Annotated in this window: 11 protein-coding genes; 9 read left to right on the top strand and 2 right to left on the bottom strand. The window is 70.2% G+C overall.

Annotation, left to right across the window (positions count from 1 at the left end):
* Positions 1 to 20: 20 nt before the first annotated feature.
* Positions 21 to 623: a TetR/AcrR family transcriptional regulator gene (locus tag EP757_RS28290; protein WP_232050716.1), complete on the top strand. Its 603-nt coding sequence runs from the start codon at positions 21 to 23 to the stop codon at positions 621 to 623.
* Positions 624 to 1,807: 1,184 nt separating this feature from the next.
* Here EP757_RS28290 and EP757_RS28295 read toward each other — a convergent pair.
* The gene (locus EP757_RS28295) at positions 1,808 to 3,574 is read right to left on the bottom strand and encodes a sulfatase (protein WP_232050043.1); all 1,767 of its coding nucleotides are present in this window, start codon (positions 3,572 to 3,574) and stop codon (positions 1,808 to 1,810) included.
* Positions 3,575 to 3,663: 89 nt separating this feature from the next.
* Here EP757_RS28295 and EP757_RS28300 point away from each other — a divergent pair, with 89 nt between their 5' ends.
* The 8 genes from EP757_RS28300 to EP757_RS28335 are packed head-to-tail and all read left to right on the top strand — an operon-like array spanning position 3,664 to position 12,967.
* Positions 3,664 to 5,292 (top strand): ABC transporter substrate-binding protein, encoded by a 1,629-nt coding sequence (locus EP757_RS28300; RefSeq protein WP_127551071.1) that lies wholly within the window; start codon positions 3,664 to 3,666, stop codon positions 5,290 to 5,292.
* On the top strand, positions 5,289 to 6,200 hold the full coding sequence (locus tag EP757_RS28305; protein WP_127551073.1) for an ABC transporter permease: 912 nt from the start codon (positions 5,289 to 5,291) through the stop codon (positions 6,198 to 6,200). Before EP757_RS28300 ends, EP757_RS28305 begins: the two co-directional genes overlap by 4 nt.
* A 4-nt stretch (positions 6,201 to 6,204) precedes the next feature.
* On the top strand, positions 6,205 to 7,053 hold the full coding sequence (locus tag EP757_RS28310; protein WP_127551075.1) for an ABC transporter permease: 849 nt from the start codon (positions 6,205 to 6,207) through the stop codon (positions 7,051 to 7,053).
* A complete protein-coding gene (gene nikE / locus EP757_RS28315; RefSeq protein ID WP_127551077.1) occupies positions 7,050 to 8,582 on the top strand; it encodes an ABC transporter ATP-binding protein in 1,533 nt (510 codons plus the stop codon). The genes EP757_RS28310 and nikE overlap by 4 nt, the downstream gene beginning before the upstream one ends.
* Positions 8,579 to 9,562 carry an LLM class flavin-dependent oxidoreductase gene (locus tag EP757_RS28320; RefSeq protein WP_127551079.1) on the top strand — a complete coding sequence of 328 codons (984 nt, stop codon included), beginning with the start codon at positions 8,579 to 8,581 and terminating at the stop codon, positions 9,560 to 9,562. The genes nikE and EP757_RS28320 overlap by 4 nt, the downstream gene beginning before the upstream one ends.
* Positions 9,555 to 10,826, top strand: coding sequence for an LLM class flavin-dependent oxidoreductase (locus EP757_RS28325; RefSeq protein WP_127551081.1), 1,272 nt, complete (start codon positions 9,555 to 9,557; stop codon positions 10,824 to 10,826). Before EP757_RS28320 ends, EP757_RS28325 begins: the two co-directional genes overlap by 8 nt.
* Positions 10,823 to 11,836, top strand: a complete 1,014-nt coding sequence (locus tag EP757_RS28330) for an LLM class flavin-dependent oxidoreductase (protein WP_127551083.1) — start codon at positions 10,823 to 10,825, stop codon at positions 11,834 to 11,836. The genes EP757_RS28325 and EP757_RS28330 overlap by 4 nt, the downstream gene beginning before the upstream one ends.
* A gap of 6 nt (positions 11,837 to 11,842) precedes the next feature.
* Positions 11,843 to 12,967, top strand: coding sequence for an LLM class flavin-dependent oxidoreductase (locus tag EP757_RS28335; RefSeq protein WP_127551084.1), 1,125 nt, complete (start codon positions 11,843 to 11,845; stop codon positions 12,965 to 12,967).
* 97 nt (positions 12,968 to 13,064) lie between these two features.
* Here EP757_RS28335 and EP757_RS28340 read toward each other — a convergent pair whose 3' ends face one another.
* Complete coding sequence (locus EP757_RS28340) at positions 13,065 to 13,997, bottom strand: LysR family transcriptional regulator (RefSeq protein WP_127551086.1); 933 nt, start codon at positions 13,995 to 13,997, stop codon at positions 13,065 to 13,067.
* Between the last annotated feature and the right edge of the window lie 98 nt (positions 13,998 to 14,095).

Genomic DNA, 14,095 nt, shown 5'->3' on the forward strand with positions numbered 1-14,095 from the left:
CGTAGGGTCGCGGCGTGAGCATGGAGGCGACCCGCCGCCGGCGGATGGAACCGGACAGCCGCCGGGGCGAGATCCTGACGGTCGCTGTCCGGTTGTTCGGGCAGCGTCCGTATTCGGAGGTTTCCACGACGGATGTGGCGCGTGCGGCGGGTGTGGCGCGGGGTTTGGTGAACCACTATTTCGGGACGAAAAAGGATTTATACCTTGAAGTCGTGCGATTGATGCTGACAGTGCCCGCCGTGGCCCTGGAGCAGATCCGCCGGGACGATCCTCTCGAAAGCCGTGTCGACACCATCGTCAGCTGGTTCCTCGACGTCGTCTCCCGCCACAGCACCTCCTGGCTGGCCGCCGTCAACGCCGGCGGCATGGCGGGTGATGCCGAAGTTGACTCAGTGATAGCCGAGGCCATCGATGTGGCAGCGGTAGGAGTGCTCGACGCCGTAGGCCTGGGGGAGTCCCCTTCCGAGGCCCTGCGCGGCATGGCCCGCTCCTACGTGGGGCTGGCGGTGTTCACGGGGCGGGAGTGGCTGCAGAGGGGCGTGCTGAGTCGCGAGCAGGTTCACGTCCTCTTGACGACGTCTCTGCTGGCCATGGTGGAACAGGTGTTCCCCCAGGCTCGATGACGGACCGCCCGTTCTGGACCGCCCGGTCCAGGAGCCGGACGGTGAGTTCCCCGTCGCCGCACCTGCCGTCCCCGCTCCCGCGTGTCGCCTCGGCAGCTCTTTCTCCCCGCGCGGATCTTGAGCGATCTTCGACCGTCCAGGGTGGAGGATCGCCCAAGATCCGCGGGGAGGCGGGGCTGTCGGGTGGCTGCCCGCGTGGGCATTTCTCCTCTGTCCCTCGCCTGTCTCCCTTGCCCCTCATTTCTCTCCCCTGTCTCCCCTGTCTCCCGCTTCGTGGATCTTGGGTGATCTCCCACACCGGGCAGTCCACAATCGCCCAACATCCGAGGGCGCCGGCACCGGCCATTCACGACTTGGCTGCCGGAGATCCGTTCCCTGCGAGCGGCTGTGACTCATTGCCGTTCCGGGCCGATGTAGACAGCAATGGGTCACAGCCGGACTCGGTGGCTGTGACCCATTGCTGTGTTGAGGTCCGCACGCCGGCGATGACTCACAGCCGGCCCTCGCTGCGGGGTGCCGCTTGGCGCGCTGCTGATGACAGAAGATCCCTGTCGTCCCTGCTGTCACTGCCGTCACTGCCGTCACCGCCGTCACCGCCGTCGTTGCCGCGCTGTTGCGCTGCCTCCCTGCCATCCCGCCGTGCTGTGGCGCTGCCGCCACTGCTGCCTCTCTGTCGTTCCGCGTGCTGTGGCGCTGCCGCCCTGCGCCTGCCGTGCTGCCGTGCTGTGGCGCTGCTGCCTGCTGTCGCCGGGCTACAGCCTTGTGCGGTCGAGGGCGCCGTCAGGAGCAGGACTCGACCTAGCCTCCTAGGATGCCTGCGGGTTGTGCCTTGTGCATCCGGAAATTGCAGAGCGCCAGCGGGGCCGGGAACGGAATGAGCGGGTGCGGTACGAGTTGACGCGCAGGAGCTGGGAGCAAGGAGCGCGGATGCGAGGAGCGCGGGCCGAAATGCGCGGCAAGGAGCGAGAAGGGCGGCGAGGGCTGGAGTGCGCGGCGAGAGTCGAGGAGCGCGGAAGTGCAGGGTGCGCCGTGAAGAAGTGCTGCGGGAGATGAATGAGCGGATCAGTGGCGGGCCGGCGAAGGGTGGGCCGGCGTGGAGTGCGGCGGGGACGGGTGCTTGAAAGAGGGGAGGGGGCGGTGTGCGGCGCCGGCGGTGACCGGGGGGCCGGCGCCGCACACCGGGTTCAGTGGCCTGCCGGGCCGTAGGCGGTCAGGAAGCGGTCGCGGAAGGCGTTCATCGGCCAGACCGGGGCGTTCGTGGCCGGTTTGAGGCCGTCCGTCCAGCCCCAGGAGGAGATCTTGGTGAGGACGGCGGGGTCCTTGGCGACGATGGTGATCGGTACGTCGTGGCTGGCGTTCTCGCCGGAGACCACCTTGGACGGCTGGTGGTCGCCGAGGAAGACGAGGACCAGGTCGTCGTTGCCGTACTTCTGCACCCACTCGATCAGCGCGGTCAGCGTGTACTGGATCGACTTCCCGTACTCGGCCCGGACCTTCGTCGAACTGCCCCAGATGTCGGCCTTCTTCGGAGCGTTCGCGACGATGTCCTTGTAGACCGAACCATCGCCGACGGCGTCCCAGTCCAACATCGCCGGGATCGGCGCCCAGGGTGTGTGACTGGAGACCAGCGGCATCTCGACCATGAGCGGCTGCCGCCCGGCCTTGCCGTACTCCACCTCGTTGAACTTCTTCAGCGTGTACTGGTCGGGCATCGGCGCCCAGCTGAACTTCGGACCCTGATAGCCGAGGTTGCGGCTGTCCCAGACCCGGTTGTACCCGTAGAACTTGCCTTCCGGCCAGGCCCGGGTGGCGCCGGGCATGACGCTGACGGTGTCCCACTGGGCGCGCTTGAACGCGCTGGTGAGGGTGAGCCGGTCGCTGGCGGTCAGGGTGCGGTACCGGCTCTGGTTGTTGATCCAGAGGCCGGACAGCAGGGTGGAGTGCGCCAGCCAGCTGTTGCCGCCGAAGGTGGGTGAGGTGAGCCAGCCGCTGCGGGCCGCGAAACCGGCCCGGGTGAGCTGGGCGGTGCCGGAGTCGAGGACGGCGTCGACGCCGGGGGCGAGTTCCGGGGCTTCGACGGCGTTGCGGCCGTAGCTCTCCACGAACGTGACGATGACGTCTTTGCCGGCGAGGCCGGTGAGCAGCTGGTCGCCGGGGGTGTTCTGGAAGGGATCGTTCGCGATCTCCTTGCTGAACTCGGCGCTGTTCGCGATGCCCGCCTTCGCCTGCCGGGCGCGATCGTAGGCGTAGGTGACGCTGCTGCGGGCCGCGATCGGCACCTTCGGCACGACCTGGACACCGACCAGGAAGGCGGCGAGCCAGGCGGCGGCGATCCCGCCTGCGGTGTACGCCGAAACCTTGCGGTGGCGACCGATCAGCGACGTCACCCGCAGCACCGCCCAGACGCTCAGGGCGATCACCGCGACGGCCAGCAGGACACCTCCCACGGCGGCGGCCCAGGCGGAGGCCTGACCGTAGGTTTCCCGGATGAATCCGTAGGTGTCGTCGAAGAGGATCCAGTCGAGGACCGGGTCGAACGGCCGGTTGAGGATCTCGAACCAGCCCATGTCCAGGGACTTCTCGATGATCAGCCAGCCGAGTACGGCGCCGCCGGCCGCGGCGAGGATGCGGCGGGGCTTGCCCGGCAGGATGAGGAGCAGGCCGATCCCGATGGCCGCCTCGATCGGGATGCGGGCGAAGCCGCCGATGGTGAGCCGCTTGAGCACGTTCGGGTAGACGAGCGCCAGGAAGACGACGACGCAGGCCAGCACCGTCAAAGCGATCTGGAACCGCTGGTGCGTGACGATCCTGCGTACCCGGCCAGGCTCTTGGGGATCTTCCGGGGCGGAAGGCGGCGAGGGCGGCGTGTCCGAGGACTCGTCGGTCTGCGGATCGGCGGTTTCTGTCTGCTGCACGACATGGGGAACGGACCGCCCGCCGAGATGGTTCATCACCGCGACCTAATCCACGGCTAAACATCACTAAAGCTTGTGCATCTCCTATAGAAGCTATAGGAATGGTGGTAGAGGAGGTCGCTCACATGCGCCGTATCCGTCTCGCCGCCGCCGTCACCGTTCTCGCCCTCCTGGGCGCCTGTTCCAGCAACGCAGCAAGCTCCGGCGACGATGCCGGTCAGCCCGTCTCCGGAGGCTCCCTGACCTGGGCCGTGGAGACCGAGCCGATCACCTTCAACCCGCACCAGTACAGCCAGGCCAAGGCCCGCCCGCTGGTCTGGAACACGTTCGAGGCCCTGCTCACCCACGACGCGCAGGGTGGTTATCTGCCCTGGCTGGCGGCCTCCTACGAGGTGTCCCCGGACGGGAAGACCTACACGTTCAAGCTGCGTACCGACGTGACGTTCAGCGACGGCACGAAGTTCGACGCCGCCGCCGTGAAGGCCAACGTCGACCAGATCCTGGCGCCCGGCTACGCGCCCGCCGTCGCCGCCGTGCAGCTGCGCAACCTGGACGGCGTCGAGGTCGTCGACGACGCCACCGTCGCGTTCCGGCTCAAGCAGCCGGACGTGCTCATCCTCGACTTCGTCTCCTCGCCGCAGGGCGCGCAGGTCTCGCCGAAGTCGCTGAAGGAGGCGAAGAACCTCAAGGCCGGCGGCCCGGAGCTGGCCGGCACCGGCCCGTTCGTGCTGGACCGCTACACGCAGGGCCAGGAGGTGCACTTCGTCAAGAACCCGGCGTACGACTGGGCGCCGTCGAACGCCGGGCACAGCGGTCCGGCGTACCTCGACGAGGTCACCTACCGGTTCCTCAAGGAGTCGTCGGTCCGGGTCGGCGCGCTGACCTCCGGCCAGGTGCAGGCGATCGAGGGCGTGCCGGCCACCGACGAGACGCTGATCACCGCGAACCCTGACCTGTCGCTGCAGCGCGGGCTCAACTCGGGGTCGGCGTACGCGTACTACTTCAACGTCTCGCACGCGCCGTTCGACGACCCGAAGGTACGCCAGGCGTTCCGCGAGGCCGTCGACGTCGACGCGGTGCTCACCGGCGTCTACCGCGGCACCGCCACCCGGGCGTGGAGTGTCGTCGGGCCCACCAGCACGTTCTACGACAAGACCCTGGAGGGCACGTTCGGCGGCGACGCCGCGAAGGCGAACCAGCTGCTCGACCAGGCCGGCTGGACGACCCGGGACGCCGACGGCTACCGGACCAAGGACGGCAAGCGCCTGACCGTACGGCTGGTGCAGTCGGCGCCGTACGTCCGGGACCGCCGCGACGTGCTGGCCCAGGCCGTGCAGGCCGCGGTGAAGCAGAGCGCCGGCATCGACCTGAACGTCGCGCTGGTCGACCAGGGCACCCAGGCCAAGGCGATCGCCGACAACCAGTACGAGGTGTTCGACAACTCCCGCGCCGACACCGACGCCGGCGCCGCGCTCAACCTGCTGCTGCACTCGGCCGGCGCGATCAACCGGACCGGCGTGAAGGACCCGGCGCTGGACGAGCTGCTCGAACAGGGGCAGGGCGCCACCGACACCGCGAAGCGGACCGCGGCGTACCAGCAGGTGCAGAAGCTGGTCGTCACCGACCAGGCCCTCGCCCTCCCGCTCTACGCCCCGGCCGATCAGCTGGCGACCTCGTCGGCGGTCGGCGGGCTGGGCTTCGAGCCGACCGCCGGGGTGCCGGCCGGTGCCTACAACGTGTGGCTCCGGCGATGAGGGCGGTGCTGCGCCGGGTCGCGGCCGGGATCGTCGTCCTCTGGGCGACGGCCACGGCGGCGTACCTGGCGCTGCTCGCCGCCCCCGGTGACATGGTCGACAGCATCATCGGCGACGGCGCGGACAGCCCGCAGATCCGCGCGCAGGTGATCGCCGAGTGGAACCTGGACCGGCCGGCGATCGTGCAGTACCTCGACTATCTGTGGCGGGCCGCCCACGGCGACCTGGGCCGCTCCTACCTGCTGCAGCGGCCGGTCGCCGACGTGATCGGCGTGCAGATCCGGCCGACACTGAAACTCGCCCTCGCGGCAGCGATCTTCGCCGCGCTGCTCGCCGTGGTCCTCGCCGTCACCGTCCGGCGGCCGTGGGCCCGGCGAGTCAGTTCCACCGCCGAGCTGGTCATGGTCTCGACCCCGCCGTTCCTCATCGGGATCGTGCTGCTCAGCGTCTTCTCGTTCCGGTTCGGGCTGTTCCCGGTCTCCGGGGATCGCAGCGTCGCCGCCCTGGTGCTGCCGGCGATCACCCTGGGGCTGCCGATCGCCGGGCTGCTCGCCCAGGTGCTGCGCGACGGCCTGGACCGGGCCCTGGACGAGCCGTTCGCGGTCACCGCCCGGGCCCGCGGCCTTAAGGACCGGGCCGTGCTGGCCCGGCACGCACTGCGGCACGCCCTGCTGCCGGCCGTCGCCCTGGCCGGCTGGAGCTTCGGCGTGCTGATCGGCGGCTCGGTGATCATCGAGCAGGTGTTCGGCCGGCCCGGCCTGGGTCAGGTCACCCTGCAGGCCGTGACCACCGGCGACATGCCCGTGGTGATCGCCGTGGTGGTGTTCGCGGCGGCCGTCTTCGTCGTCGTCAACACGGTCGCCGACCTCGCCAACCTGGCCATCGACCCGCGCCTGCGAAGGAGCTGAGCGAATGACCATCGCGCTGACCCGGCCGGTCACCGGACGACTCCGATTCAGGAGACCACGCCCCGGCATCATCGCCGCGGGAACCTTCCTCGCGCTGATCCTGCTCGCCGTCGCCGTGCCGGACGCGCTCGGCGGCGACCCGCTCGCCGCCGACCCGCTGCACGTGCTGCAGGCGCCGTCGGCGGACCACTGGTTCGGCACCGACCAGCTCGGCCGCGACGTCTTCGACCGGGTCGTGCACGGCGCCCGGCACTCCCTGGCGATCGGGGTGGCCGCCACCCTGATCGCTGTCGGCGCCGGGATCCTGCTCGGCCTGTTCGCCGGGCTCGGGCACCGGTACGCGGACGAGGCGTTCAGCCGCACCTTCGACGCGCTGTCCGCGTTCCCGCTGGTCCTGCTCGCGCTGCTGTTCATCGCGATCGCCGGCGCCGGCACGGCCAGCCTCGTCGTCGCGATCGGGGTGGCGCTCACCCCGCACTACGCCCGGGTCGTGCGGGCGCAGACGTTCGTGGTGCGCCGGGCCCCGTACGTCACCCACGCCGTGGCCTTCGGCGCCTCCCGTCCCCGCCTGGTCGTGCGGCACGTGCTGCCGAACGTCCTCGGCCCGCTCCCGGTGATCGCCGTGATCGGGCTCGGCGAGGCGGTGCTGATCGCGGCCGGGCTCAGCTTCCTCGGCCTCGGGCCGCAACCACCCTCACCGGAATGGGGCGCGATGCTCTCCGAAGGCCGCGGTTACCTGCACATCGCCTGGTGGGCGTCGATCCTGCCGGGCCTGGTGGTGACCGGCACGATCATCTCGCTCACCGTGGCCGGACGGCACCTGCAGCGCCGGTTCGAGGGACGTGCCGCATGATCACGGTGGAGGACCTGCGGGTCTCGTTCACGCTGCCCGGCCGGGTCGTCGAAGCGGTCCGCGGCGTTGACCTGAGCATCGCCGCGAGTGAATGCGTGGCGATCGTCGGGGAGAGCGGCTCCGGCAAGAGCGTGACCGCCCGCAGCCTGGTCGGACTGGCCGGTCCGCAGGCCACCGTCACCGCCGCCAAACTGGAGATCGACGGACAGGACGCCCGGGGGTACGGCTCCCGCGAGTGGCGCCGGCTGCGCGGCCGTTTCGCCGGGCTGATCCTGCAGGACGCGCTCGTCTCGCTCGACCCGCTGCGAACGGTCGGCGCGGAGATCGGCGAGGTGCTGCGCGTCCACGGCATCGGCGACCGCCGGGACCGGTGGCAGCGGGTCCAGCGGCTGCTGACCGACGTGCACGTGCCCGAGCCGGAACGGCGGGCCCACCAGCATCCGCACCAGCTCTCCGGTGGTCTGCGCCAGCGTGCCCTGATCGCCTCGGCCATCGCCGGCGGGCCACGGCTGCTGATCGCCGACGAGCCGACCACCGCCCTGGACACCACCGTGCAGGCCCAGATCCTGAACCTGCTCGCCGAACGCCGGTCGTCGGGGGAAGCGCTTCTGCTGATCAGTCACGACCTCGCCGTCGTGAGCCGGCTCGCCGACCGGGTGCTCGTCATGAAGGACGGGCGGCTGGTCGAGTCGGGTTCGACGGGGCGGTTGCTGACCGCGGCGGGTCACCCGTACACCAAGAAGTTGATCTCAGCCGCCCGTGGCCGCAGAAGGGTGAGCGCGACGGAGCCGGGCCCGGTGGTGGTCGAGGCGGCGGCGCTGCGCAAGGTGTACGGCGACCGCACCGTGGTCCGCGGCGTCGACCTGACCATCCGGCGCGGTGAGGTGGTCGGCCTGGTGGGGGAGTCCGGGTCGGGCAAGACCACGGTGGCGCAGCTGCTGTTCGGGCTGACCGAGCCGACGAGTGGGCACGTGCGGTTCGAGGGCGCCGAGTTCAGTGGCGTGCCGGAACGCGCCCGGCGGCCGCTGCGACGCCGCCTGCAGTTCATCGCCCAGGATCCGCTGTCCGCTTTCGATCCCCGCTGGACGGTCCGCCGCATCGTCGGCGAGGCGCTCGGCCGTGGCGAGCCGGTCGCACCGGTGCTGACCAGAGTCGGTCTCGACCCGGATCTGCTCGACCGTTACCCCCGGCAGCTCTCCGGCGGCCAGCGGCAGCGGGTCGCGATCGCCCGGGCCGTCGCCCCGCGACCGAGTCTGATCATCTGCGACGAGCCGGTCAGCGCGCTCGACGTCTCGGTGCAGGCGCAGGTGCTCGACCTGCTCGCCGAGATCCGCAACGCCGACGGGACGGCGCTGCTCTTCATCTCCCACGACCTCGGCGTGATCCGGGACCTGGCCGACCGGGTGCTCGTGATGCAGGACGGCAAGGTCGTGGAGCAGGGCCCGGTCCAGTCCGTTTTCGAACACGCCGGCCACAACTACACGCGCACGTTGCTCGCCGCCGTGCCGAAACTGGAGGTACCAGCATGAGTCTGCAGTTGGCCGTGGCCCTCGACTCGCCGTCGTTCGACGCCGGGGACTGGGTGTCCTGGGCTCGGCAGGCGGACGACGCCCGGATCGATTTCATCACGCTCGACGACGGCTTCGAGAAGACCGGCCCGGACGCGGTGCTGACCGCCGCCCGCATCGCGCCGGTGACCCGGCACGTCGGGTTGATCCCGGTCGCCACCACCACGCACACCGAGCCGTTCCACCTGTCCACCGCGATCGCGTCGCTGGACTACGCGAGCAGGGGCCGGGCCGGATGGCAGGTGCGGGTCTCCCCGGGCGGCTCCTCGTTGCTGGGGCGCCGGGAGCCGCTCGGCGTCGAGGAGCTGTTCGCGGAAGCGCGCGACGCCGTCGAGGTCGTCCGCCGCCTCTGGGACAGCTGGGAGGACGACGCGATCATCAAGGACGTGCCGACCGGCCGGTACATCGACCGGGAGAAGCTGCACTACATCGCGTTCGACGGCGCGTACTTCTCGGTGAAGGGCCCGTCGATCGTCCCCCGGCCGCCGCAGGGCCAGCCGGTCGTGGCGGCGCTCGCCCACGCGCCGCTGGCCTGGGAGTTCGCCGGTCGCTCGGCCGACCTGATCTTCATCACGCCGTCCGACGAGTCGGACGCTGTCAAGATCAAGTCAAAGCTGGACCCGAAGCTGAAGGTCTTCGCCGACCTCGTCGTGCACCTGTCCCCGGACGCCCGGCCGGCGCCGTCAGACGCCGCGGTGTTCACCGGAACCCCCGTCCAGCTCGTCGAGCTGCTGGAACGGTGGTCGTCCTCGGGCATCGACGGTGTGCGGCTGCGTCCCGGTTCCCTGTCCGTGGATCTTGGAGTCATCACCGGGCAGCTGGTCCCGCTGCTCCGCGAGCGCGGCCTGTTCCAGCCCTCCTCCGCCACCACCCTGCGATCCCGGCTCGGACTGCCGGTCGCGATCAACCGCTACGCCGCTCAGGGGGCCGTCAGTGCCTAAGCAGATCATCCTCGCCGCCCACTTCCCGGGCGTGAACAACACGACCGTCTGGAGCGATCCCCGCGCGGGCAGCCAGATCGAGTTCGACTCGTTCGCATACCTGGCGAAGACCGCGGAGCGCGGGAAGTTCGACTTCTTCTTCCTGGCCGAGGGGTTGCGGCTGCGCGAGCAGCGCGGTCTCATCCACGACCTGGACGTGGTCGGGCGGCCGGACACGCTGACGGTCCTCACCGCCCTCGCGGCGGTCACCACGCACCTCGGCCTCGCCGGGACGCTGAACGCCACCTACCACGAGCCGTACGAGCTGGCCCGGCAGCTGGCGACGCTCGACCACCTCTCCGGGGGCCGGGCCGCGTGGAACGTGGTCACGTCTCCCGGGGCGTTCTTCGGGGAGAACTTCCGGCGCGGCGGGTTCCTGGAATATGCCGACCGTTATGTCCGGGCCGCCGAATTCATTCAGGCGGCTCGGACGCTGTGGGATTCCGACGGTGGCGATTTCTCCTTCACGTCATCGCAATTCGACATCTCCGGGCGCTTCGGTGTTCCGCGCAGCCCGCAGGGTCACCCGGTCATCCTCCAGGCCGGCGACTCCGATGGCGGTCGTGAGCTCGCGGCCCAGCACTCCGATGCGATCTTCTCGCGGCATCACCAGCTCGACGACGCGCGGGTCTTCTATCGCGACGTGAAGGATCGGCTGGCTCGGTTCGGGCGTTCCGAGAACGACCTGAAGATCATTCCGGGTGTCTCCTACGTTCTGGGCGACAGCGATGCCGACGCGCAGGAGAAAGCGCACTACATCCGCCGTCAGCAGGTGAGTCCCCAGACCGCGATCCTGCTGCTCGAGCAGTTGTGGAATACCGATCTCTCCGGATATGACGCCGACGGGCCGCTGCCGTCCTTCGATCCGATCCTGGACGAGGACGACACGATCATCAAGGGCCGCGCCGGCATGTACCCGGACCGGCTCGCGACCGCGGCGGAGTGGCGGGCGAAGGCCGAGGCGAAGAACCTCTCGATCCGGGACCTGATCATCGAGGTGACCGGCCGGCAGAACTTCATCGGCACCCCGGACCGGGTCGCCTCGGCGTTGAACGAATACGTCCAGACCGACGCCTGCGACGGCTTCATCCTCGTCTCGCACCTCACCCCGACCGGCCTCGACGACTTCGTGGACCAGGTGGTCCCGCTGCTCCAGGAACGCGGCGTCTTCCGGACCGAGTATTCCGAAGGCGCCACGCTGCGGCAGAACCTGGGCCTCTCATGAGGTTCCTCCTGCTCAGCCTGATCACCTATATCGACCGGTCGAAGACCCAGCAGCAGCGGCTGCGCGAGGTCGTCGACACCGCGGTGCTCGGCGAGGAACTCGGCTTCGACGGGTTCGCGGTGGGGGAGCGGCACGAGCGGCCGTTCCTGTCGTCGGCGCCGCCCGTGGTGCTCAGCCACATCGCCGCCCGCACCTCCCGTATCCGGCTCTGGACCGGCGTCACCACGCTCAGCCTGCTCGATCCGGTGCGGGCCTTCGAGGACTACAGCACCCTCGACAATCTCGCCGACGGCCGCCTCGAACTGATCATCGGGAAGGGGAACGGCGCTGCCCAGGCCCAGCTGTTCCATGTCACCACCGAGGATCAGTGGGACCGGCTGCGGGAGAGCTACGACCTGTTCCGGCAGTTGTGGCGATCCGAGAAGGTCACCTGGTCGGGCGAGTACCGCCCGTCGCTGACCGATGCGGAGACCTGGCCGCGGCCGGTGCAGCAGCCGATCACGGTGTGGCACGGCAGCGCCACCAGTAAGGCGTCGGTCGATCTGGCGGCCTCCTACGGGGATCCCTTGTTCTCCGCGAACGTCACGAACCCCATCGAGCCGTACGCCGAATTGATCGACTATTACCGGGAGCGGTGGGCCTTCTACGGTCATGATCCGGCGGCGATTCGGATCGGCGCGGGCAGCGCCGGATTTTTCGCCGCTCAGACGACTCAAGAGGCTATTTCCACATATAAGCCGATTTATGAGGCGAGATTGGCGGCGTTCCGGGCCGTCGGCGTGGAACCGGTCTTCCCGACCCTCGAGGACGCCGTCGAACGCAGCTCCATCCTCGTCGGCAGCCCTCAGCAGATCATCGACAAGGTCCACCGCTACCACGAGCGGTTCGGCCACGACGTCACTCATCTGAGCGCCGACACCGAAGGCCTCACCGAGAAACAGAACCGGGCCAGCCTCGAGTTGTTCGCCAGCGACATCGCCCCCGTGTTACGCCAGCTGAAAGGGCGGTAAGCCACCATGTCCGTTCCCCTCTCCATCCTCGACCTGTCGCCGCTCGTCTCCGGCGACCCCAGCGTCGGCGCCGCGCTGCGCCGCACCCTCGACCTCGCCAAGCAGGCCGAGCAGTTCGGCTACCACCGCTACTGGGTGGCCGAGCATCACTTCACGCCCGGTGTCGCCAGCTCGCAGCCGGCCCTGCTGCTCGGCCAGATCGCCGCGGTCACCGACCACATCCGGCTCGGGTCCGGCGCGGTGCAGACCGGCCACCAGACCGCGCTGACGATCGTGGAGCAGTTCGGCCTGCTCGACGCCCTCTATCCGGGCCGTTTCGACCTGGGCATCGGCCGCTCCGGCCAGGCCAAGAAGGAGATTCAAGCGTCCGCGAGAGAGGAGCATCCGGCGCAGGCTGAGGAACGCGTCGTCGACGGCCTTCTCATCCCGAAGCCGTTCTCCTGGGCGCCGATCTTCGCCTCGAAGCGCACCGCCCTCGCCTCCAGCCTGCTCAGCCAGCCCGGCGCCGAACCGCTCGGCCTCACCGAGATCCTCGACCAGATCGGCGGCCTGCTCGCCGGCCCGGTCGGCGACGGCGAGGGCAACGAGGTCGTGGCCGTCCCCGGCGCCGGCGCCGACCTGGAGGTCTGGCTGCTCGGATCGAGCGGTGGCGAGAGCGCCCGTACCGCCGGCGCCCGCGGCCTGCCCTTCGCCGCGAACTACCACGTCGCGCCGGCGAAGGTGCTGGAGGCCGCCGAGGCGTACCGGGAAAGCTTCGTCCCCTCCGCGACGCTCAGCGCGCCGCGCCTGATGGTCTCGGCCGACGTGCTGGTCGCGGAGGACGACGAGACGGCGCAGCGCCTGGCCGCCCCCTTCGCCCTGTGGGTGCACAGCATCCGGACCGGCCTCGGCGCGGTGCCGTTCCCCAGCATCGAGGAAGCGGCCGCCTTCACCTGGACCGACGAGGCCCGCGCCCTCGTCAAGGACCGCGTCGACACCCAGTTCGTCGGCTCCCCGCAGACCGTCGCCGAGAAGTTGCGCACCCTCCAGCGCGTCACCGGCGCCGACGAGCTGCTGATCACGACGATCGCCCACGACCACGCCGACCGCGTCCGCTCCTATGAGCTGCTCGCCAAGGAGTGGCGCGGCTGACCCCTGACCGTCGCGGCCCCGCATCGCGGATCTTGGGTGATCGTCGGCCTCCGTTCGGGGAGAGTCGCTCAAGATCCGTGCTGACGGGACGGCGGTTTCACAACGGTTCCTCCGTCGGGTCCTCGCGATGGGACGGATCGGGCTGGTGGCCGGCCAGCTCGACCAGATGGTGACGGCAGGACTGCGCGGCCGGGGACAGCGGCCGGTCCCGGGAGTGCATCACCCCGATCGGCGGGTGCACGGGCGTCGGATGCAGATTGCGGATCGCGATCGCCGGACCCCAGGCCGCCTCCGCCGCCGATTTCGCCAGCAGGCCCACGCCGAGCCCGGCCGAGACCAGGTCCCGGATGCCGGCGTAGGTGGCCGTCTCGAACTCGACCCTCGGCGTGAAACCGGCGGACCGGCAGGAGTCCTCCAGGATCCAGCGCAGACCGGTGCCGACCGGCGTCGACACGAACGGCTCGTCGCGCGCCTCGCCCAGCGTCAGCCGCCCGGTCCGGGCCAGCGCGTGACCGATCGGGACGGCCAGCAGCAGATGCTCGTCGGTCAGCGGCAGCGCGTCGAACCGCGGCGGCAGATCGGCGTAGATCGGGCCCACCACCAGATCCAGCTCACCCTCGTCGAGGGCGCCGAGCAGGCTGGTCGCGGTGCCGCTGCGCAGGCGCAGCGCGATCCCCGGGAACCGGTCACGGAAGCGGGCCAGGGCCTGAGCCATGTCGTACGACCCCAGCGCCGCTGTCGCCCCGATCCCCACTCTGCCGTTGACCACGGCAGTGATCTCATGGAGCTCGGTCCGCGCCCCGTCCAGCTCGGCCAGCACCCGCCGGGCCCGCGCGACGAACAGCTCTCCCGCCGGAGTCAGCGCCACCCGCCGGGTCGTGCGGGCGAACAGCGCCAGCCCCAGCTCGGCCTCCAGGGCCCGGATCTGCGCGGACACCGCCGACTGGGCCACGTGCAGGCGCTCGGCGGCACGGGTGAACCCGCCGTACCGGGCCACCGCCTCGACATAGCTCAGCTGGCGCAACTCCACGCCCTGATCCTTGCCCGGTACTCCGCCGCCCACGGCCGGGATCCGGCCCGGTCAATCATCCGGGGGAAATTCGCCCTGGACCGGCTCGCCGGCGGAAC

Origin of the sequence: Actinoplanes sp. OR16, from assembly GCF_004001265.1 — a bacterium.
Classification (GTDB): Bacteria; Actinomycetota; Actinomycetes; order Mycobacteriales; family Micromonosporaceae; genus Actinoplanes.

Excerpts from the sequence above, each read along its gene's own strand:
- EP757_RS28295 (WP_232050043.1), bottom strand. The coding sequence starts at position 3,574 with ATGAACCATCTCGGCGGGCGGTCCGTTCCCCATGTCGTGCAGCAGACA.
- EP757_RS28300 (WP_127551071.1), top strand. The coding sequence starts at position 3,664 with ATGCGCCGTATCCGTCTCGCCGCCGCCGTCACCGTTCTCGCCCTCCTG.
- EP757_RS28290 (WP_232050716.1), top strand. The coding sequence starts at position 21 with ATGGAGGCGACCCGCCGCCGGCGGATGGAACCGGACAGCCGCCGGGGC.
- EP757_RS28310 (WP_127551075.1), top strand. The coding sequence starts at position 6,205 with ATGACCATCGCGCTGACCCGGCCGGTCACCGGACGACTCCGATTCAGG.
- EP757_RS28335 (WP_127551084.1), top strand. The coding sequence starts at position 11,843 with ATGTCCGTTCCCCTCTCCATCCTCGACCTGTCGCCGCTCGTCTCCGGC.
- EP757_RS28320 (WP_127551079.1), top strand. The coding sequence starts at position 8,579 with ATGAGTCTGCAGTTGGCCGTGGCCCTCGACTCGCCGTCGTTCGACGCC.
- nikE (WP_127551077.1), top strand. The coding sequence starts at position 7,050 with ATGATCACGGTGGAGGACCTGCGGGTCTCGTTCACGCTGCCCGGCCGG.
- EP757_RS28330 (WP_127551083.1), top strand. The coding sequence starts at position 10,823 with ATGAGGTTCCTCCTGCTCAGCCTGATCACCTATATCGACCGGTCGAAG.
- EP757_RS28305 (WP_127551073.1), top strand. The coding sequence starts at position 5,289 with ATGAGGGCGGTGCTGCGCCGGGTCGCGGCCGGGATCGTCGTCCTCTGG.